This window comes from Rhizocola hellebori (assembly GCF_016862955.1).
Classification (GTDB): Bacteria; Actinomycetota; Actinomycetes; order Mycobacteriales; family Micromonosporaceae; genus Rhizocola; species Rhizocola hellebori.
This window is the reverse complement of record NZ_BONY01000003.1, coordinates 77,275-99,099: the sequence shown is the minus strand read 5'-3', so window position 1 is coordinate 99,099 and position 21,825 is coordinate 77,275. Positions and strand designations below refer to the sequence as shown.

Annotated in this window: 11 protein-coding genes; 9 read left to right on the top strand and 2 right to left on the bottom strand. The window is 67.4% G+C overall.

From position 1 onward, the window contains the following. The first annotated feature begins 171 nt into the window (after positions 1–171). Positions 172–7,194, top strand: a complete 7,023-nt coding sequence (locus Rhe02_RS03505) for a SpvB/TcaC N-terminal domain-containing protein (RefSeq protein WP_203906579.1) — start codon at positions 172–174, stop codon at positions 7,192–7,194. 26 nt (positions 7,195–7,220) lie between these two features. Beyond that, positions 7,221–12,815 carry a Tc toxin subunit A-related protein gene (locus Rhe02_RS03500; RefSeq protein ID WP_203906578.1) on the top strand — a complete coding sequence of 1,865 codons (5,595 nt, stop codon included), beginning with the start codon at positions 7,221–7,223 and terminating at the stop codon, positions 12,813–12,815. A gap of 50 nt (positions 12,816–12,865) precedes the next feature. Here Rhe02_RS03500 and Rhe02_RS03495 read toward each other — a convergent pair whose 3' ends face one another. Continuing rightward, positions 12,866–13,735 carry a haloalkane dehalogenase gene (locus Rhe02_RS03495; RefSeq protein ID WP_275411063.1) on the bottom strand — a complete coding sequence of 290 codons (870 nt, stop codon included), beginning with the start codon at positions 13,733–13,735 and terminating at the stop codon, positions 12,866–12,868. Between the two features lie 44 nt (positions 13,736–13,779). Between Rhe02_RS03495 and Rhe02_RS03490 the strand changes: the two genes are divergently transcribed. From Rhe02_RS03490 to Rhe02_RS03470, 5 genes are all read left to right on the top strand, one after another. After that, the gene (locus Rhe02_RS03490) at positions 13,780–14,259 is read left to right on the top strand and encodes a MarR family winged helix-turn-helix transcriptional regulator (protein WP_239123286.1); all 480 of its coding nucleotides are present in this window, start codon (positions 13,780–13,782) and stop codon (positions 14,257–14,259) included. Between the two features lie 87 nt (positions 14,260–14,346). Beyond that, positions 14,347–14,865 (top strand): hypothetical protein, encoded by a 519-nt coding sequence (locus Rhe02_RS03485; RefSeq protein ID WP_203906576.1) that lies wholly within the window; start codon positions 14,347–14,349, stop codon positions 14,863–14,865. 28 nt (positions 14,866–14,893) lie between these two features. Then, on the top strand, positions 14,894–16,495 hold the full coding sequence (locus tag Rhe02_RS03480) for a peptide-N4-asparagine amidase (protein ID WP_203906575.1): 1,602 nt from the start codon (positions 14,894–14,896) through the stop codon (positions 16,493–16,495). Positions 16,496–16,618: 123 nt separating this feature from the next. Then, the gene (locus Rhe02_RS03475) at positions 16,619–16,807 is read left to right on the top strand and encodes a hypothetical protein (protein WP_203906574.1); all 189 of its coding nucleotides are present in this window, start codon (positions 16,619–16,621) and stop codon (positions 16,805–16,807) included. A gap of 81 nt (positions 16,808–16,888) precedes the next feature. After that, positions 16,889–17,428 (top strand): permease-like cell division protein FtsX, encoded by a 540-nt coding sequence (locus Rhe02_RS03470; RefSeq protein ID WP_203906573.1) that lies wholly within the window; start codon positions 16,889–16,891, stop codon positions 17,426–17,428. Between the two features lie 13 nt (positions 17,429–17,441). Here the strand turns inward: Rhe02_RS03470 and Rhe02_RS03465 are convergent, their stop codons facing one another. Continuing rightward, entirely contained in the window at positions 17,442–17,885 is a 444-nt protein-coding gene (locus tag Rhe02_RS03465; protein ID WP_203906572.1) for a VOC family protein, read from the bottom strand. A gap of 65 nt (positions 17,886–17,950) precedes the next feature. Here Rhe02_RS03465 and Rhe02_RS03460 point away from each other — a divergent pair, with 65 nt between their 5' ends. Together Rhe02_RS03460 and Rhe02_RS03455 are read left to right on the top strand one after the other, a co-directional pair. Beyond that, entirely contained in the window at positions 17,951–18,598 is a 648-nt protein-coding gene (locus tag Rhe02_RS03460) for a TetR/AcrR family transcriptional regulator (protein ID WP_203906571.1), read from the top strand. A gap of 74 nt (positions 18,599–18,672) precedes the next feature. After that, entirely contained in the window at positions 18,673–21,825 is a 3,153-nt protein-coding gene (locus tag Rhe02_RS03455; protein WP_203906570.1) for an ATP-binding protein, read from the top strand.

The following is a 21,825-nucleotide window of genomic DNA, read 5'->3' as shown; positions in this document are numbered from 1 at the left end:
GTGACTGGCTTCGAAGCCAGGCTCGCGACTGGAGTCCCGAGCAAGAATGGGCCAGTGCATAAGATCGCCATTGACGGTGGATCGCTGGGCATTTTGTAGGCAGTTGGGCTGCGAGAAATAGGCAGTGGTTACCGATTCGGGGTGCTGGGGTGCCGCCGTAGAAATGCACGGGTGACCGTCAAGTACAGCACCACTGAACAGATCATCAGTCTGCCTAAGGGTGGCGGGGCCGTCCGGGGCATTGGCGAGACGTTCTCGCCCGATCTGCATACCGGAACTGGGAATCTGAGTGTGCCGATCCCGACGCCCGCCGGTCGCGGCGGGATGCGACCGGAACTCGCGTTGCGCTACAGCACGGGTGCGGGTAACGGGGCGTTCGGTCTTGGCTGGGCGCTGAGCGTTGCGGGGGTGACCCGCAAGACTTCGCACGGGTTGCCGACCTATGGCGACAGCGACACGTTTGTGCTCTCCGGCGCCGAGGATCTGGTACCCGTGGCACAGCGGCCCGGGGTGACCACCTACCGCCCGCGCACCGAAGGGCTGTTCGCCCGCATAGAGCACCACCGGGGCGCGGAAGGCGACTACTGGGAGGTTTGGAGCCAGGACGGGCAGGTGAGCCGGTACGGCACGCCGCGGCCAACAGACGCCGGGATCGGCTGGTCGGACCCGGCGGTGCTGGCCGACCCGGCCGACGGGAGCCGCGTGTTCGGCTGGCACCTGACCGAGACCGCCGACCCGTTCGGCAATCGGGTCCAGTACGAGTATCTGCGCGATGGGGACGCCGGCTGGACGCAGTGTTATCTGAGCCGGATCCTATACGCAGAGCACGATGACGCGAGTTTTCTTGTGACCGTCGACTTGGACCACGAGGACCGGCCGGACGTGCTGAGCAACCGCCGGGCCACGTTCGAGGTGCGCACCAGGTGGCGTTGCCGTCAGATCGCGGTGTACCACGCGGCGGCCGGACCTGATCCGATCCGGGTGCACAGGCTGCGCTACGACAACGAATCCGCCAACGCGGCGTCGCTGCTCACCACGATGCTCGTCGACGCGACCGACGGCGAGCGCTCGGAATCGTTGCCACCGCTAGATTTCGGATATACGCGATTCGCGCCTGACAGGCGGCGGCTGATCCCGCTGACCGGTGCCGAGCTGCCCGCCCTGTCGTTGGCGAGCCCACAATTGGAGCTGGTGGACCTCGACGGCGACGGGCTGCCGGACATTCTCGAAACAGCCGACGGCATGCGCTACTGGCGCAATCTCGGCGATGGGCGCTTCGACCGGCCGCGGCAGATGCCCGACGCTCCGGCCGGGGTCAATCTCGCCGATCCCGGTGTCCAGCTGCTCGACGCGGACGGCGATGGACGGCTGGAACTGGTGGTGGCCAACGGTTTGCTCGCCGGCTACTACCCGCTCGGCCCGGACGGGCGGTGGGACCATCGCGGCTTCCAGGCACAGCAGATCGCGCCGAGTTTCGCCTTCGACGATCCCGAGGTTCGCCTCGTCGACCTCGACGGGGACGGGACAATCGACGCGTTGCGGTCCGGGACCCGATTCGAGTGCTTCTTCCAGGACCGCCGCGCCGGATGGCACACCACCCGGCTGGTCGAACGCGGCAGGTATCCGGACTTCCCCGATATCAGCTTCGCCGATCCCCGGGTCCGTTTGGCGGACATGTCCGGCGACGGCCTACAGGACATCGTCATCGTGCACAACGGGCGGACCGAGTTCTGGCCGTCGCTGGGACGCGGCGAGTGGTCGGGCCGGACCGTGATGCGAGACAGTCCCCGTTTCCCCGAAGGGTACGACCCGCGGCGCGTGCTCGTCGGAGACGTCGACGGCGACGGCGCCGCCGACCTCCTCTACATCGACGACGACAGCGTCACCTTGTGGATCAACCAGGGCGGCCAAGGTTTCGGCGAACCGATTCGGATCAAGGGCACGCCGCGGGTCACCGACCTGTCCGCCTTGCGCCTGGTCGATCTGCTCGGCACCGGAGTGCCCGGTCTGCTCTGGAGCGACGAGGCCGGGCAGACGGCCCGGCCGGCCCTGCATTTCCTGGACTTCACGGGCGGGGTGAAGCCGGGTCTGTTGTCCGATGTGGACAATAACCTGGGCGCGGTCACCGAAATCAGCTACGCCGCGTCCACCCGGTACAAGCAGCCACTGCCTTTCCCAGTCCAGGTGATCGCCGCGATGCGGGCCGTTGACCGGTTGTCCGGCGGCGCCCTCACGACGGTTTACCGCTACGGCCATGGCTACTGGGACGGCGCGGAACGCGAATTCCGCGGCTTCGGCCGCGTCGATCAGGACGACACCGAGACCTTCACGGCGCCGGACGGTCAGCGGCGCTCGGTGCCGGTGCGCACCACGACCTGGTTCCATCAGGGTCCGATCGGTGCCGAGCACGGGGAGTGGGCCGAGTCCGACCCGACAGCCGAGTTCTGGTCGCAGGACCCGTCCGCGTTGGCGCGGCCCGCCGAACTCACCGCCATGCTCGCCGCGCTGCCCCGCCGCGAGCGTCGCGATGCGGTCCGTGCGTTGCGCGGCCGCGTGCTGCGCACCGAGGTCTACGAGCTGGACGGAACGCCGCGCGAGAAGCGTCCGGTGACCGTCACCGAGACGCTCACCGGCCTACGCGAGGAGAGCCCGCCGGACGGGTCCGATGGGCGGCGCAGGATCTTCTTCCCGCACCCGCTGGCGACCCGCACCACGCACTGGGATCGCGGCGACGACCCGATGACGCGGCTCACCTACACCGACGGCTACGACGCCTACGGGCACGCCAGCTCGCAAGTCAGCATCGCCGTCCCGCGCGGGCGGGACTTCCGCGCCGAGCTGGGAGGCGAGCCGTGCCTTGCCACCCAGACGGTCACCACCTACGCCGACCGCGACGACGGACAGCGTTACCTGGTGGGCCGGGTCGCCAGCTCGACCGAGTACGAACTGCTCGATCCCGGGAGCGGCGGGGTGCTCGGCCTGCACGCCGAGACCCTCGACGGCGAGGTGCGCCGCCGCGTCATCGCACAGACCGTCACCTGTTACGACGGCCGTGCGTTTGAGGGCCTGCCGGTCGGCGTTCTCGGCGACCACGGCGTGCCATCCCGAGTGGAGAGGCTCGCGCTCACCGAGGAGATTCTCGCTAACGTCCACAATGGAGCCCCACCGCCCTATCTTATCGGAGCCGAGCCGAGGTGGACGCCGGAGTACCCGCAGGAATTCCGGGACCGGATGGCACCGCTGGCCGGGTACGTCTACCACGACGGGGCGGTCGGATCGCCCTATCACAGCGGCTTTTTCATCGCTGTTGGACGCCGCTTCGATGTGCACGACGGGTCTGCGGGACACGGCCTGCTGCTGGCCGAAAGGGATCCGTTTGGCGCAGAGACAAGCATCGGCTACGACCGGTACGGGTTGCTGCCGACCGAGGTCGTCGACCCGCTCGGGCTGACCGTCTCCGCGAGCTACGACTACCGCACCGGCCAGCCCCGCGAGTTCACCGACGTCAACGGCAACCGGACCGCGTTCGGCTACACGCCGCTAGGGCTGCTGGAGCGGGTCGCGGTGATGGGCAAGGCGGGCGAATCCGTCGGCGACACCCTGGCCACACCGGGCACACGGCACGTCTACGACCTTCTCGCCTACGCGCAGCGAGGCCGCCCGGTGTCGGTGCGCTCGATCCGGCGCGTGCACCACATCAACGACACCGACACCGATAGCGGCGTCGACGACACGATCGAGACGGTCGAGTTCTCCGACGGCTTCGGCCGGGTGCTCCAGACACGTGTCCAGGCCGAGGAAGTGGCCTTCGGGGACCCGACGTTCGGTGCTCTTAGCGAGGTCGGCGATGCGGACATCGTCGGCCGGGCCGCGCCGGGCCGGGTCGTCGTCAGCGGCTGGGAACGATACGACAACAAGGGCCGGGTCGTCGAGCGGTACGAACCCTACTTCGCTACGGGATACGACTACGCGCCGCCGACCGACGTGGACCTCGGCCAGAAGTCCACAATGGACTATGACGGGCGTGGCAGGCTGATCCGCACCGTGCGACCGGACGGCTCGCAGCAACGGGTGGTGCACGGCGTGCCGGTGGTCCTGACCGACCCGGACCTGTTCGACCCCACACCGTGGCAGGTGTTCCACTACGACGAGAACGACAACGCCGGGCGGACCCATCCGGACACGGCAGCCACCTATCGCGACCACTGGGACACGCCGTTCAGCGTGGTGCTCGACGCGCTCGGCCGCACAGTGGAGACAGTGGTGCGCAACGGGTCCGACCCGGCCGAGTGGCACACCACCAGATCCAGCTACGACATCCAGGGCAACCTGCTCAGCGTCACCGATGAGCTCGGCCGGGTCGCGTTCCGGCACGAATACGACCTGACCGGACAGCAGTTGCGCGGCGAGAAGCTGGACGCCGGGGTGACCCGCTCGGTCTTCGACGCGACCGGGCAGCCGATTGAGGGGCGCGACGGCAAGGGCGCGCTCATCCTGCGCAGCTACGACATCGCCCGCCGCCCGACGCGGGTGTGGGCTGCGGACGCGGCCGGCGAGGCCCCGACCCTGCGCGAGGTGCTGCGATACGGCGACGAGAACGGCGAGTCGGAACACGCGATGGCCGCCAACCTGCTCGGGCGGTTGACCGAGCACTATGACAGCGCCGGCCGGTCCACTGTGGAGCGTTGCGACTTCAAGGGCAACGTGGTCGAAACGGTTCGGCAGGTGGTGTCGGACGAGCAGCTGCTGTCGGTCTATCAGCGCGCGGCCGAGGACGGCTGGCAGGTGCCCGCGTGGCGCGCCGATTGGCAGCCAGCGCCGGGCGGCACGCTGCCGGAGCACGCCGCGACCCTGCTGGACCCGACCCGGTACCGCATCTCAACCGGCTACGACGCGCTGAACCGGGCGCGATCCGTGCGGTATCCGGAAACGGTCGAGGGCACCCGGCCGGAGCTGGTACCGCGCTTCAACAGCGCGGGCGCGCTGGAAGCGGTCACGCTGGACGGCACGGTTTACGTGGAACACATCGCCTACAACGCCAAGGGTCAGCGCACCCTGGTCGGGTACGGCAACGGGGTGCTCACCCGCTACAGCTACGACCCACGGACGTTCCGGCTGGCTGGGCTGCGCACCGACCGGTTCACCCGGCCCACCGCCGCGCTGGCCTACCGTCCCGCGGGCGCGCTGGCGCAGGACCTGACCTACGGCTACGACCTCGCCGGCAACCTGCTCACGCTGCTGGACCGGGCACCGGGCAGCGGCATCCCGAACAACCCGGACGCCGCCAGCGCCACGGGCCCGGCGCTTGCCCGGCAGCTCGCCGCCGGAGACGCGCTGCTGCGCCGATTCGAGTACGACCCGCGCTACCGGCTGACCTTGGCCACCGGCCGCGAGCACGATCTGCCCGGCCCGTCCACACCATGGGCCGATCAGCCGGGCGGGACCGACGTCACCCGCACGCGCGGCTACGTTCAGCGATATCGCTACGACGCGGTCGGCAACCTCACCGAACTGAGGCACCAGAACGCCGGTGGCAGCACGCCGTCGCGGGCCTACGATGTGGCGGCCGGCACCAACCGGATTGCCACACTCACCATCGGCCAGAGCGCTTTCGGCTATCAGCACGACGACGAGGGCAACCTCGTCGCCGAGGGGCTCACCCGACGCCTCGAGTGGGACTACGCCGACCGCCTGCGGGCATTCCGCACGCAGACCGGAACCGCCGAGCCGTCGGTGCACGCGCAATACCTCTACGATGCCTCCGGTCAGCGGGTCCGCAAGCTCGTCCGCACCCAGGGCGGGCAGTACCGCTCTACGGTCTACATAGGACCAATATTCGAGCACCATCGAGCGGTGGCGAGCGGCACCACGCGGCAGAGCAACGTCTTGCACGTGCTGGACGGCGAGCGCCGCGTCGCCACCCGGCGCGTCGGCGCGGCCGACCCCGAGGACCACACCCCGGCCGTCCAATTCCAGCTCGGTGACCATCTCGACTCGGCGGCGCTCACCCTCGACGAGACCGGCGCTGAAGTCAACCGCGAGGAGTACACGCCTTACGGCGAAACCAGTTTCGGTGGCTTCGCGCGCAAGCGGTATCGGTACACCGGAAAGGAACGCGATGAAGAGAGTGGCCTCTACTATCACGGTGCCCGCTACTACGCGCCCTGGCTCGCCAGGTGGGCCACGTGCGATCCGGCCGGCCCGGTCGACGGCACCAACCTCTACGCCTATGCCCGCGCCAACCCGATGCGGTACCACGATCCCGGTGGGCAGCAAGCACTTCCGGCACCCACGGCCTCGGACGCGCCGCCTGCACCGGCAGCCTCCGCGCCCACCGATCCTGATCCGGTAACCCTCGACCGGGTGATGACCGGTGCGGGCAAACAATTTCGCAACTCCCTGTTGCACCGGCCGGAGGAGCGGCAATCGGACACGATCCTCATCATGGTGGCCCATGTCTGGGACTTGATATTCGGCGGTACCTCGGGCAAGAAGATCGCCGATGTGGTGGAGGAGAAGAACCGCCAGCTCGACAGCATGGTGGAGCCGATCGAAGGCACCGGCGAGATGATGGGTGCGGTTGGCCTCGAGGGCTTAGTGGGGCTGGGATCGGCCATGGCGGCCGGCGGCGCGGCCAAAGCCATGGGCCGGCCAAGCGCGCCGGCGCCCGCGGCTACGCGCACCCCGATCGGTGCCGGACCGCCGAAGGGCTACGTGATGGGAATGGGACGGGTGGGGGCGGTCCCGAAGGCGCGCAGCAACTTCAACGATGAGTTTGGCGCCGCCGGGAGCGACAACTGCACCAGGTGCACGGCCTCATTCCTGCTCAGGCTGCGGGACAGGAACCAGCCGGGCAAGGTCGAGCTGAAGTCCTCGGACTTCGACCCAATGCCCTATCCGGACAGGCGCACGATCCGCAAAATCAACGAGTACCTCATGACGCAAGTCAGCGGCATCACCGTGGCTGAGAAGGCTTGCGTCGACGTGATGCCGCCGGGCCGGTTCTACGTGGTGCACCCCTCGCCTTTCAATGGACAGTTCGGTGCGTCATCGCTGCACGTGCTGGTCGGCTGGAACCACGGGCGGGGACAGGTGTTCTTCGATCCACAGCTCGGCCGCGCCATCAGAGATGGTCAGCGGAACCCCGAACGCTATCCACCGCTGACCTTTAACGCCTACCCCATCACCTTCTGACGAACCAGACCGACAAGGAGCAAGAGATGCTAGTCCAAAGTGGATTATCTGACTCCGCCGCCCGGGTGGAGGTGCTGGCGCAGGGGCCGGTCGCCAATCTCGACGATTCCGATCCGCCGCCCGGCAACGACGACCCGGGACCGACCGGTGCCGGTGGCCACACCGGGCCTACCCTCGAAGAGGTGCTGTCCATCTCGATCGACACGCCTGCGCATACGGACACGTTCAACGGCAACTCCTCCAGCGGGGTGATGATCCCGGTGACCGGTTCCATCATGCCGGGCGTCGGTGACACCATCAAAGAGGTTCGGGTCCGGCTCGGCAACGCGCCCAGCGTGCTGGCCAACCTGGAGCCGGCCAACGACTGGCGCTGGTCGGCCGTGGTAGGACCGGTCAAGACCGCCGGTGTCGTGCACATCGGGGCGAAGGTCTACGCCACCGACTCGAACGACAACCCGAAGAGCGAGGGCCAGGGGCGCTCGGTCATGGTGGTGCTCAACGACGACATCAAGCCGGCCGTCACCTTTGTCACGCCGACCGGCACCTCGGCCAACCCGAAGGTTGTGTCCCTTGTGGACGGCGAATACTCGGTGCCGATCGACGTGACGGTGTCAGATTCGTCCGGAGTGCTCTCCGGGGACTATTGGGACAACGTGGCGATGGCCTGGGTGCCGCTGGATCCCAACAACGCGACCGGCCACTGGAAGGCGACGGCGACTCTGTCCTATCAGGATGGTATTCAGGCGATCAAGGTGAGGGCCAAGGATACCAAGGGCAACATCGGCGCCGACCTGGTCTGGGTGCGGACCAAGGACACCACCAAGCCGACCCTGAAGGTTAAAGGGGACCTGACGTTCAGCATCCCGGGCAAAGTTGGTGTCGGCGCGGTGCTTCCGGCGCTGTCCGGTGTCGCCACCGACTACGAAAGTGGCGTCGCGAAGGTGCAGTGGGCGCTGAATCCGGCACCCGGCCAGCCTCCCACCAATCCAGTGACATCCTCGTCCGGCAAGTACTACGCGAAATGGCGGATCGAGAACGTCGGGTTGCCGATGGGACCGAACCGGATCGTCGTCCGCGCCTTCGACGTGGCGGGCAACGAGACGGGCAAGGTGGAAGTAAAGATCGCGGTGACCGAGCAGTACGCACCGGTCGACCCCACCGTCCACGAATACTTCCGAAGCCTGGTGGACTTCGTCGTGCGCCGGCTCGGTTACAAGGGCAGCAGCGCTATCAACACCGGCGTGCTGAACTCGGTGCTGCTTCAGCCGTTCGGCAAAGTGCTTGACGACAAGCTGCGCCAGGACTCGGTGTCACAGCTGCGCCTCACTGTCGAGGTGCTGCGCAGATACTTCGACAGCGTGCTCACCGAATTCTTCGACAAGATCGCCGAGCAGGGCGGCGACCCGGCGAAAGGCCTACAGGCCAAGGCGGCCTCGGACGCGGTGGAAGCGGCGTACCGGCAGGAGGCCTACGCCGCGACGCTGCGCCAGCTCGGCACCTCGATAGAGGAATTGTCCGCGGCGCTGCGCGCAGACCTGCCTATCCGCCGCGCGCTCGCCGACCGGCTCGGGATAGACCTGGACGAGGGTGCGATCCGCGGCGGCAGTGGCGATAACAACCTCCAGCAGTTCCTGCTCGCGCCCGGCCAGTTCGAACAGGCCAAGCTGGAGACGCTATTCGGGCTGGTGGACTTCCACCGCGACCCGTTCGCCGACCCGGCCACCGACCCGGTCCTGCTGCAGCTGCAGTTCCGGCGACTGGACGCCGCCTGGCGCGGTTGGGACCTGTCCGCGTTCGGCGCGGTCATCGACCCGGACGTCATCAGCGAACAGGACCTGCAACCCGGTGCCAATCCCGCGCTCCCGCTGCTATTAGCCCGTCGGTCCTGGCTTGACGGCCTGCTGACGGCGATGCGGGAGTTTCCCACGCCTAAACTGACCCCGAAGCCGCTCCTCGCCCGCTTCGACAATGTGGTGTCGGCGTTCTTCGGACCGGTCGACGTGCTGCTGACCGCGAAGTCGCGGATGGACAAGGGCGAGGACATCACCGCCGAGCTCGAGCCGCGCCAGCTCACTTTCGCCGCTTTCAGCCGGCTCATGGCCGTCCGGGCGTTGACCGAGACCGGCAAGGTCGTCAACGCCGACTGGGAGGACGTGTACGCGATCCTGGTGCACGTCAACAAACTGCGGTCGATACCGGCGTGGCGGGAGGCGGAGTACGGCGCCGGGCTGGTGCTCGGCCCCACGTTCTTCCAGCTGGGTCCGGTCGACCGCGACGGCCCAGCGCCTTCGCCCTGGCGGCTGGCCCGCGGCGCCCGGCCCCGCTGGCGCAACACACTGCAGGGCCGCATTGAGCGGCGGCTGGCGCTGCGGCAGGCGCTGGCCTCCGCGGTGGCGGCCGTCGAGGAGCAGACCCACCCGGCGCTGCGCGACGGCCTGATGGTGGCGCTCAACCCGCTCGCACCGGCCAGTGCCAGCGCCCTCGGACGGCTCCTGATGATCGACGTGATGGCCGGTGGTGCGGTCCGGATCAGCCGTGTCGAGCAGGCCATCCAGACCTTGCAGGCGCTCCTGGTACGGGTCCGCACCGGCGATGCACCCGATTGGAGCCGCGTCTCCAACGAGAGCCAGGAAGACTTTGACGAGGAACTGAAGTGGATGGGCTCCTACACGAACTGGTACGCCGCGATGCAGATCTTCTTGTTTCCGGAGAACCACCTCGACCCGACGCTGCGCCCCGACGACGGGCCGTCGGACCCCGCCACGCCCAGCACGAAATTCCGCAACCTGGTGTCGGCTCTGCGCACCACGCGGCTGCTCACCCCGGAGCGGGCTTTGGAACACGCCAACGTGTTCAACGGCAACGAGTTTCCGGACGACTTCGAGCCGCCGCGCACCGCGATCGATCTGGCGGACCGCCGGAAGAGGATCACCGATGACATCAATGAAGCCTATAGCGGTAGCTATGTCGACAAGCTCAAGAAGCTCGTCGGCTCAAACGATCGGCGGGAGAAGTACTACTTCGCGCCGCTGGCCATCGCGCTGCACCTGCAGAAGGCGGGCCAGTACCTCGCCGCGCTGGACTGGTATCGCATGATCTACGCGTTCGATCAGCCCGTCGCCACCCGGAAGATCTACTATCCGCTGCACCTGGAACGCGACCCGAATCCGAACGACGCGCTCATTTTCGAGCGCAACGTGTTCTGGCTGACGGACACCCTCAACGCGCACGACATCGTCGAGGAGTCGTACGGGCAGGCGCCCAGCGTCCGCTACAACGTTCACACGCGATACGTCGTCATGTCGATTGTTCGATGCCTGCTTGACTTCGCCGACGCGGTATTCGTCCAGGACACCAACGAATCCGTGCCCAGGGCGCGAGCTTTGTATCTGCAGGCGCTGGATTTGCTGGCCATCGAAGAGCTGAACCCGAAGAAGGTCGACGGCCTGACCCCGAATGAAGTTGTCACCGGATTGGTCCGGCGGGCCCAGATCGCGCTGGCGAAGATCCGTACAGGGCGCAATGCGGCCGGTCTGATCCGGCAGCTGGACACGGTCACGCCGATGACGCTGACCGGCGGTTCGCCGCTGGTCGTCAACAGCGGGCCGTTCGGTTCGGCGGCGTTACGTGCCTTTCAGCCGACGCCGTACCGGTACACGACGCTGATAGAACGCGCCAAGCAACTGGCCGGGCTCGCGGCACAGGTTGAGCAGTCCTATTTGGCCGCGCTGGAGAAGCACGACGCCGAGAAGTACAACATGCTCAAGGCTCGGCAGGACCTCGCGCTCGCCAACGCCAACGTGACCCTGCAAGGGCTGCGGGCCGTCGAGGCCGCCGATGGGGTGACCCTGGCGCAACGCCAGCAGGAGCGGGCCACTTACCAGATCGAGGAATACCAGCACCTGCTCGACGAACCGATGAACGGCTGGGAGCGCAAGCTGCTGGGCGACTACCACGACGCGCTCGTGGCCCGCAACTGGGTGGCCGGGCTCGACGCCGCGCTGACCACAGCGCAGGCGGTGCAGTCGGCGGCGTCCTGGGAGAAGGCGACCTTCTTCGGTGCCGGCATTCCCTCTTTGGCCGCAGTGACGTTGCTGGCCGGTGCGAAGTTCGGCGCCACCGTCAATCTCAACGACATCGAGACCGACATTCAGCGGCACTCGTTGCACGCCAGCGTCGAAAACCGGGTTCGGGAATGGACGATGCAGCAGGGGCTCGCGCACAAGGACGAGGCGATCAGCGCCGCGCAGTACCAGGTGGCGCTCGACCATCAGGCCATCGTGGACCAGGAGGGGTTCATCAGCCGGATGCAGCTGGCCCACGCCGAGGCGACGGTGGCGTTCCTCAGCAACAAATTCACAAATATTGAGTTGTACCAATGGATGATCGACGTTCTTCAAGACGTTTACAGTTACTTCCTGCGTCAGGCCACGGCGGTGGCGCAACTCGCCCAGAACCAGCTCGCCTTCGAAACCCAGCAGGCGGCACCGGTCTATATCCGCAAGGACTACTGGCAGCCGGACGACGCGGGCCCGTCCGACGACTCGGCCAAGGACCGCCGCGGGCTGACCGGGTCGGCGCGACTGCAGCAGGACATCTACCAGCTCGACCAGTTCGCCTTCGAAACCAACCAGCGCAAGCTGCAGCTGACGAAGACGATCTCGCTGGCCCGGTTGGCGCCCGCTGAGTTCCAGGCCTTCCGGCGCACCGGAGTGCTGCCGTTCATCACCCCGATGGCCCTGTTCGACCAGGACTTCCCCGGCCACTACCTGCGGCTGGTCAGGCAGGTGCGCACCTCGGTGATAGCGCTTGTGCCACCACACCAAGGGATCCGCGCCACCCTGACCAATGGCGGCATATCCCGGGCGGTGATCGGCGGGGACAGCTTCCAGAGCGTGCGGCTGACCCGCGCGCCGGAGTCGGTCGCGCTCACCTCACCGGCCAACTCCACCGGGCTGTTCGACCTCGACGCCCAGCCGGAACTGATGCAGCCGTTCGAGCTGAGCGGGGTGGAAACCGCCTGGCTGCTGGAAATGCCTAAGGCCGCCAACACGTTCGACTACCGGACCATCGCCGATGTGCTCGTCACCATCGACTACACCGCGCTGGCTAGCGGCGAATACCGGCAGAAGGTCATCCAGCAACTCGACCGGACCGTGCAGGCCAGCCGCTCCTACAGCATCCGTGACCAGTTCCCCGACCAGTGGTACGACCTGCACAACCCGGCCCGGCCGGACGCGCCGCTACAGATCGAATTCGGCACCACACCTGGAGATTTCCCGGCCAACGTCGACAATCTCGTCACCGAGCAACTGGCTCTCTTCGTGGTGTTCGCCGACGATAGCAACTCGCCGGTGCGGGTGTCGCTGACCTTCACCCCCGACACCGCCGGCGCGTCACCCATCAGCGGCGAGGCCACGACGACCGGCGACGGCATCGCCAGTACCCGGATCGGCAACGCGCCCGCCTGGATTCCCATGCTCAACCACCAGCCCACCGGCCGATGGCGGCTCGCCTTCCCAGACGCCGCCCCGGTGCGGGACCTGCTTGACCGCGAAGGGATCGCCGACCTGGTGCTCGTCGTGACCTACACCGGCCAAACCCCCGAATGGCCAATCTAGCCCGCGTTCTCGGACGGCTGCCCGGTGCCCGGCACCGGTCAGCCGTCCATTCAGCGGAGCGCGCCGGCCCAGCGGCCGATCGCGGCTCCGATGGCCTCGGGCTGGTCTTCGGTGGCATGGTGGCCGGCCGGTCCAATGTGCTCAGTGGTCAAGCCGGCTATGTTCTCGCGGCACCACTGCGCCATCGCCGGGGTGATGGACAGCACCGGCGAGCCCTCGAAGGTCAGCAGTAGCTTTGGCACGTCGGTGCTGGCGGCCAGCCATTTGCCATAGGCCATCATGCGTTGGTGAACCTCGGCCGGGTCGCCGTCGAGCGGCAGGGACCGGGCCCATTGCAGGATCGGCCGGCGGCTCTCCCTCGTGGGGTAAGGCGAAACGTAGGCTGCGATCTCGTCGGCGTCCAGCGGGTGGAGCACGCCGCCGGTATAGGCGGTCTCGATGAAGAAGTTGCTGTCCAGGATCAGCCCCTCGCCCACCGGTGACCGCATGGTCTCCGCGCGGGCGCGTGGCTTGTCGGCAAGCTCGCTCCATGACATGGGGCGCACGATCGCTTCGAAGAACGCTAAGCCCTCGACGCGGTCCGGGTGCTGGGCCGCCCAGTCGAAGGCAAGCGCGCCGCCCCAATCGTGCCCGACGAGGATCACCTGCCCGAGCCCGAGCGAGTCCATCCACCCGTCGAGATATCGGGCGTGGTCGGCGAAGGTGTAGCCGATGTCGGGCTTGGCGGACTGGCCCATACCGATGAGGTCGGGTGCCAGTAAGCGGCGGTCACCGCCAACGGCGGGCAGTACGTTGCGCCAGGATCGCGACGAGGAGGGGTTGCCGTGCAGAAACACGATCGGTGTGCCGTCGGCGTCGCTATTGACTTCCACATAGTTCAACATGGCGTCGTCCGTTTCGTTTGTCGCATAAACGTTTATGTCACTAACGAAACTAGTTCGTTAGTGGGACGAACGCAAGAGGTATGATCCAGGTCATGAGTGCCACGGAATCATTGACCGCGCCACGCCTGCGCCGGGTGCCCAGCCGGCTGCTGGCGCAGGCGGCTGGACAGGCCGATCGTCTGATCAGTGCGGGCCTGGCTCAGGCGGACGCGCACAAGTGGCACTACGCCGCGCTGGCCACTCTGCACGACGTCGGTTCGGCCAGCCAGGCCGACCTGAGCCGCCGCACAGGCATTTACCGCAGCGATATGGTCGCGCTGCTCAACGAACTGGAAGAGCGGGCATATGTGCGCCGCAGTCCCGATCCACAGGACAAACGCCGCAATATCATCAGTATCACCAAGCGCGGCGAGCAGCAATTGTCCAAGCTCGACAAGCTGGTGAACGCGCTGCAGGACGAGCTCCTCGCCGGGCTGTCCGCCAGGGACCGCGAGCATCTTGTCGACCTGCTCGCCCGCCTCGTGGCTTCATTCAGCGCCGCAGGTGCTGGCGGACAGTGACCACGCACGGAGATTCGTTGCCGCCCGGGAGGATACGGCGCGTCACCATGACGAAGCGGCGTATAAAAAGGTTGGTATAAAGAACGCATGGATATCACCGGAATTGAGCGGGAGATGTCTGATCTGGACGCGATGTATCGGCCGATCGCGAAAAACCCGGTGGACCTCGATGATCTTCGGGCATTTGAGAATCTTGGTGCCGCTATCAAGGTGAAACTGGATCGGCTGGGTGTGAGCGAGCGCGCTGAAGCGGTGCTGCACGCGATAGTGCAGAGCTATGCCGGTGGTGATCAGACCGTGCGCGAGGCAATCCGGCGGCTGTTCGATCGGTACACCTCGTTTCGGTGGGCGGCATATCTGCCCCGGCAATGGCATACCGCCGAAGAATTCCGCGACCGGCTCATCGTGATGTCCGCCCACGACCAAGGGGCCGACACCCGTGATGAAATCCTGGCGCTGCAGGATCTTTGTAACCGGGCTGCGGAATACGGGATCGACGTCGATTCCATCCTGGATGAGGTGGCCGCGATGTCCAGCGATGTCGATCGCTATGGGATGGGATCAATGCAAAGTGTCTTCCTTCATTACGGTCGGCACCGCCCCTGAGCGCATCTAGATGCTTAGATGTGTATCTATGAGACGTTTCGTGTTTGTGGGCGTCGTGCTGCTGGGAGTGGCGAGTGTCGCCTCGCCCGTTCACGCCGCACCCCCGCCCGAATTCGGCAATGATTGGGACGATCCCCAAATCGCCGCACCCGCCGTCGAAAAGCCATCCGGGCCGTCGTGCACGGTGCGCATCGTCGACAACAGGTTTGCAAGCTTCGATCCCTATCGGGCGGAGTTCACACCGCCGGCGGCCTGCCCGGGGCCGTGGGCCAAGGTGGTGCTCACGCTGACCGGGGCGGTGGCCGGACGCCAGTTCGACCGGCTCGGCAGGCTTGAGATCGGTGGCGTCAACGTGTTCAAAACATCTACGCCGGAGCCGTCCGTCGACGGCATTCGGTGGAAGATCGAGAAGGACATCACTGAGTACGGTGCGGTGCTTGCCAATGCACAGCCGGTCACCATGTGGCTCAACAACGTCGTCGACGACGTATTCACCGGCATCCTCGACGTGCAGGTCGATTTAACGTTCTACCCGGGCAAGCCAACGCTTGACCTAGCCGACGATGTCTTCGCGGTGGGCAGCGGCGGTGCGGTAACCGTCGCCCGCAACACCGAGCGGCTCATCGCCGAGATCTATGTGACCGGCTCGGGCGGCGGCTGCGAAGAATTCTGGTACATCACCGCGCCGCCGTCGACCGGCTACTCCTGCACGGCCGACAGCGGGCCGTACCGGGAAGTTCAGATCCTCGTCGACGGCCGGGTGGCGGGAATCGCCGCACCATATCCACACATCTATACGGGTGGATGGTCAAATCCTTTCCTGTGGTACACCGTGCCGGCGCCACGGGCGTTCAACCTCACCCCGGTCCGCTATGACCTGAGCCCCTTCGTGGGTGGGCTGACCGACGGTCAGCCGCACCAGATCACGGTCAACGTGCTCGGGGTTCCGGCCGGGCAGTCCGGCTGGGAAACGCCCACCAACCTGCTCGCGTGGCGCGACCCGGGCGCGACCCGGGTGACCGGCCAGCTGCTGACATCGGCCCTGTCACCCTTGGTCAACGAGGTCGCCGCATCCCAGGCGGAGGGCTGGACACAGGTCGCCGTGCGCGGTGGGCACAGGTTCAGCGCTCTCGGCTACGTGCAGACGTCGCACGGGCGCGTGACCTACGCCGTCAACCGGGAGCTGGCCAACACCTCGACCCACCGCTGGCGTGACGGCGAAGACCCCGACAGCCTCACCGCCACCTGGACAGACACCTCTACCGCGCTCACCGCCGGGCTTCGGCCGAGGCTGACCCACCACTCAGCCCGCTACACCATCGATGGTGTGATAAGCGTGGATGAAGGGACCAGCCTGGGCGACCGGCTCACCACGACAATCACCGCGACCGATGCCGCCACCCATTCCGAGACAGGCAACGGCGGGCCGCAACGCTGGACGCTCGAGGACACCTACACCGGCGAGGCGACCTGGACGCTGGGCGTGCCCAGGCCGGACCGGCACGCGGTGGGAACCTCAAGTGAGCGTTACCAACTGCGCGGCAACCACCCGAGCCGACATGGAAAGTGTTACGACCGAACGATCGCGACAGTCAACGGTTTCATCACCAGTAACAGAAACATCTGCTAAGGCGTCACCGGCGGGTACCCGCTCGGTCGCCTCATTGACCGCTGCGCTGGGATCCGCCGGTGATCCTCGAAGAAGTCTCGGTGAACTGCCACGAAGCACAGCGCCGGGCGGAAGAATGAAGCCATGGCCGGCACCGATCGACCCGAACGGGAAGCGACAGCGAATCCCGAGGACGAGCCCGACTTCGCCAGCGAGCATTCCCTGGTGACCACGAGCGAAGTGGTGAGCGCCGGACAGGATGCCCATTCGGATCCCGACATCCCAAGCGGTCTCGGCGGGATGGATCTCAAGCGCACCCGTTTGCTCGACTAGCTCCGTGTCCAAATGGGACGTTCGTGCCTGGTCAGCGCCGCACGGCACTTGCGAACAAAGGCTCGCTGTTATCGTGCCAGCGTGACTACGCCTGGAAGCGCTGACGAGTCCTCCGAAACTCCCGCGCCGATCGAGACTGCGCCTGATAAGCCGGCATCTCGAAGCCGGATCCTCCTGGTAGCGGTCGCTGCCGTGTCGATGCTGATAGGCGCAGCCGGAGCGACCGCGGTGCTGCTCGTGACGGGCCTTCCCGGGCAACCCGTGCACCACTACACGGTGAGCATCTATCTCGAGCACGATGTCACCCCCGATCAGAAGGCGGCGATCGAAGCCGCGCTACCGGCCTTCAAACCTACAAATGCCATCAGGTTTGAGACGCGGGAGGAAGCCTTCCGGCACTTCCAAGAGATGACGAAGGACTATCCGGATTTGCGGCAGAGCACCAAAGCGGAGGACATGCCAGAGTCATTTACCTTGGAGACCAAGGGTCGGCTGTTCGACTGCACCGGCTACGCCAAGGTGCGGCACATGCCAGGTGTTGACCAGATCCAGGTCGTGCAGCAACGGGTGACCGACTACGGCGCAAAGATCATTTGTGACGCCGAGTACGCGAAACCATAAGGGCTGACGGGGTTTACGGCACCGCGTGGCCGTATCCGGGCCGGCCGGACTGATCGATGCCGTGTGCTGCCCACGAGTAAAGGTGCAGCTGCAGCCCATCGGGGTCGGGGAAGACGAGTAGCCAGCCGACGCTGGCGTCGATGATCGGCGAGTGCTCGAGGCCAAGGGCGTCGAGGTGAGCGACCCAGCGCTCAATGTCGGCGCGATCGTCGACGCCGAAGCTGACCGGGTCGAACCCCTTGCAGCCGTGCGCCGCCTGCTCGTTGACCCGCAGCGTGAGCTCGGTGCGGCCGAGGCCGGGGACAGTCCCGGCGACGCCTCTCACCACGCCGTCGTCATCGGGAAATTCCATCGTCACCGTGAAGCCGAAGACCTTCCCGTACCAAGCGATTGCGGCCGTGAGGTCGGTGACCGGGATCTTGATGTGGTGGATGCCGGATAGCTCTGGGCGGGACATGGCCGACTCCTCGGGTTCATATTGGCCGCAGTAGCGCTGCGGTGAATAGTTGTATGATGCTCCCTATGGGTCAACCCGTCAAGCGGCAGTACCGATCTGACCAGCGCGCCGCCACCGCCTCGGCCACCCGCGCGCGGCTGCGTGAGGCCGCGACCCGGCTGTTCGTCGAGCGCGGCTACACCGCTACCAAGATGAAGGAGATAGCCGCGCTGGCCGGGGTGGGCGAGCGGACCCTGTACGACGCGTTCCCCACCAAGGCCGCGCTTTTCGGGCACACCCTGTCCGTCGCCACCACCGGGGACGAGGCCCCCGTCCGGGTGGCCGACCGCGCCGAGATCCGCGCGGCGCAGGACGAGCCGGACCCCCGGGCCGCCATCGGCCAATACCTTGCCTATGCGGCGGACCTGTTCGAGCGCGCCGGAGACCTGATCATGGTGAGTGTCGAGGCGGCCGGAGCCGACCCCGACATGCGCAACGCCGCCGATGCCGGAGCGCGCGCCACCCACGAGGTGTACCTCAGCCTGACGACCAGCCTGCATCGGCGCAATGCTCTGCGCGCAGGGCTCGACCCGATCGAGGCAGCCGACATTCTCTATGCGTTGGCGTCGCCGCACATGCACCAGCTGCTGCGCCGCCACCGGCGGTGGCCGGTCCCGGCCTACCGTGCCTGGCTGGAACGGGCCGTCTGCACGGAATTACTCCCGCCCGACTGAACCGTGAGGTCTATCCACATTGGACTAATGAGCGCTGCGCGCTTGCGAGCGGCGCAGGGCTCTAGACTTAGCGGGTGCCGATCATCCTGTCGCTGCTGGGAACGGTGCGCTGGGACGGCGAGCCGGTGGTTGGCGAGCGGCCGCAGGCACTCCTCGCCGCGCTAGCCTCCGCCGGGCGGACGGTGAGCGCGACGCGACTGGCCGACCTGATCTGGGAGGAGGACGTGCCGGCCAACCCCGCCAAAGCCCTGCAGGTGCTGGTCTCGCGGACACGCAGCGCGCACGGGCCGGACTCGGTCGTACGCGACGGCGACGGCTATCGCCTCGGTGTCGGCAGGTCCCAGGTGGACGCGCAGGTGCTCGCGGATCAGCTGGCGGCGGCTCGGTCAGCGTTCGAGTCCGATCCGGCGCTCGCCGCCGCGCTGGCCGCCGAAGCGGTGGCGCTCGGCGGGTTCGCGGCCGGTGACGACCGTGGGCCGCTCGGCTCGCTGCGCCGCACCTCCGAGCACGACCTCGACGAGGCCCGCGTGCTGCTGGCCCGGGCCAAGGCCAGGCTTGGCGAACATGCCGAGGCGCTGCCCACCCTGAGCACGGCGTGGGCGGCGAACCCGGCCGACGAAATGCTGCTGGCGGAGCTGTTGCGCAGCGAGGCGGCCATCCGCGGTGCCGGTGCGGCACTGCGCCGCTATGAGGAATACCGCGCCGATCTGCGGGACAGGCTCGGCACCGATCCCGGGCCGGAGCTGCGCCGCGTACACGGCGAGCTGCTCGCTCTGGACAGCCCGGTCCGCGTTGGCGTGCGCTATGAGGCAACCAGCCTGCTGGGCCGGGGCGAGGACATACGCCGGCTGCAGGCGCTGCTGGCCGGGTCCCGGGTGGTGTCGATTGTCGGGCCGGGCGGGCTGGGCAAGACACGGCTGGCCCACGTGCTCGGCCGTGAGGCAGCCGTCCCGGTGGTGCATTTCGTCGAGCTGGTGGGCGTGACGGCACCCGACGACCTGGTGGGCGAGGTCGGCTCGGTGTTGGGGGTGCGGGACTCGGTGAGCGGCCGGCGTGCGCTCACGCCGGAGCAGCGGGCCGACGTGCGCGCCCGGATCGCCCGCTACCTCGACCAGTCGCCGAGCCTGCTGATCCTGGACAACTGCGAGCACATCATCGCGGCCGTCGCCGACCTCGTCGCTTACGTGGTGGCAACCACTCGCGAGCCGCGCGTGCTCGCCACCTCCAGGGCGCCGCTGGCGATCGCCGCCGAGCAGGTCTACCTGCTGGGGGAGCTGGACCTCAAGGACGCGGCGGAGCTGTTTCGGCAACGGGCCGTGGCGGCTCGGCCGGAGGTACGCCTGGCCGGCGCTGAGGACGTGGTGGCTGAGATTGTCGAACGCCTGGACGGGCTCCCGCTGGCCATCGAGCTGGCCGCCGCCAAGGTCCGGGTCATGTCGGTCGCGGACATCGCCCAGCGGCTGGAGAACCGCTTCGCGTTGCTGCGCGGCGGGGACCGCAGCGCGCCCGATCGGCATCAGACGCTGCTCGCGGTCATCGACTGGTCCTGGAACCTGCTTGCCGAGCGAGAGCGGCGGGCGCTGCGATGGCTGTCGGTGTTCCACGACGGCTTCACCCTGGCCGGTGCGGAGGCGATGCTGGGCCCCGATGCGCTTGCGGCCGTTCAGGATCTGGCGGACCAGTCGCTGCTTTCGGTCGTCGAGGCCGATCTCGGTGGTGTTCGGTACCGGATGCTTGAAACGGTAAGGGAGTTCGGCCGGATGCGGCTGCTCGACGCCGGTGAGCAAGCCGACGCTGAAAAGGCTTATCGCGCTTGGGCGGTGGCTTTCGCAGGGCAGCACGCGCGAGCGCTTTTCAGCCAGGGACAGTTCGATGCCGTCGACCGGGTAAGGGCCGACGAGAGCAACCTTTCCGACGTCCTGCGCCGTGCCCTCGCGGCGGCGGACGCGGCTGTCGCGGTGCAGATCCTCGCCGCGCTCGCCGGGTACTGGCTCATCCTCGGCGAGCACCCCCGCCTGCTGGTGCTCCTCGACGCGGTGGCCAACGCGGTGGCCGACTGGACCCCGCCGCCGGAGCTCGCCGACGCGACCCGGCTGGCGGTCGGGATGACCCTAAACGGCTCGCTGGTCGCCAACACCTCGCACACAGACACGTTGCGTGGTGTGCTTCGCAGGCTCGGGCCGGGCCATCACGACCCCAGGGTCTCGGCACTGGTCACCATGTTGAGCGATATCGATCCGAATTCGGCGGACGGTTTCCTCGGGCAGTTGCGCGAACACGCTGACTCTTCCAACCGCGACATCGCGATCCTCGCCTTGCCGTGGCTGAGTCAGGCCCTGGAGAACCTGGGCGATCCGGTCGGCGCCATGGCCGCCGCGGAACGTGGCTTGCGCTACGCGACCGATGCGGACGGCCCGTGGGGGCAGGCGATCATGCATACGATGGCGGCGCAGCTCGCCATGCACCTCGGGCGGGTGGAGAAGGCGGTGACCCACGCCTATGCCGCATTGCCTGTGCTGGAACGGCTCGGCGCCCGCGACGACCTGGTCCAGCTGCGCGCGCTGCTCGCCGTGGCGATGATCGCGGAGGGTGACCTGGACGGGGCCGCCGAACAGCTGGCCGGTCTGGGCGGCCCGGACAAGTCCGAGTCGATCCTGGGTGGACAGCTGGTCTCCGACGTCGGTGTCGCGGAGCTGGCCCTCGCGCGGGGCGACACCGAGTCCGGATTGGCCGCCTATCGCACGGCTTTGGAGCGGGTTCGCGCCCTGCGGTTGCCGGGCCTCCCGTCGACCGGGCTCGAGCCGTGGGTGTTGCTCGGCGAGGCCACTGCCCTGGCCGCGCACGCTTATTACGCGCCGAAAGGCGACCCGACCGGCCCGGCGCTGTTCGCGCACGCCCGCGATCGCGCCCTGCGGGTGCTCGATCCGGACCATCCCTACCTGGACTATCCGGTCTGCGGGCTGGTGCTGTTCTCGCTCGGCGCGTGGGGATTGCTGCACGATGCCTTGTCGCGCAAGGATTCGGTGCGGCTGATCGTGCTGGCCGACCGGTTCGCCTACAACCGGGTCATGCCGACGATGTCCTGGGAGCGGATCACGGCCCGGATCGACGAGCTGGCACCGGGCCTGATGGAGGTGTGCGCAGCCGAGTACGGCGACCGGCGCGGCCCCGACCTGCTCGACGAAGCTAGGAGCCTGGTCGAGCGGATCGGAGCCGGCAGCAGCTAG

What these genes read in the sequence shown, in the direction of transcription:
- Rhe02_RS03500 (WP_203906578.1), top strand. Translation starts at nt 7,221, where the DNA reads ATGCTAGTCCAAAGTGGATTATCTGACTCCGCCGCCCGGGTGGAGGTG.
- Rhe02_RS03490 (WP_239123286.1), top strand. Translation starts at nt 13,780, where the DNA reads ATGATCCAGGTCATGAGTGCCACGGAATCATTGACCGCGCCACGCCTG.
- Rhe02_RS03485 (WP_203906576.1), top strand. Translation starts at nt 14,347, where the DNA reads ATGGATATCACCGGAATTGAGCGGGAGATGTCTGATCTGGACGCGATG.
- Rhe02_RS03480 (WP_203906575.1), top strand. Translation starts at nt 14,894, where the DNA reads ATGAGACGTTTCGTGTTTGTGGGCGTCGTGCTGCTGGGAGTGGCGAGT.
- Rhe02_RS03475 (WP_203906574.1), top strand. Translation starts at nt 16,619, where the DNA reads ATGGCCGGCACCGATCGACCCGAACGGGAAGCGACAGCGAATCCCGAG.
- Rhe02_RS03465 (WP_203906572.1), bottom strand. Translation starts at nt 17,885, where the DNA reads ATGTCCCGCCCAGAGCTATCCGGCATCCACCACATCAAGATCCCGGTC.
- Rhe02_RS03460 (WP_203906571.1), top strand. Translation starts at nt 17,951, where the DNA reads ATGGGTCAACCCGTCAAGCGGCAGTACCGATCTGACCAGCGCGCCGCC.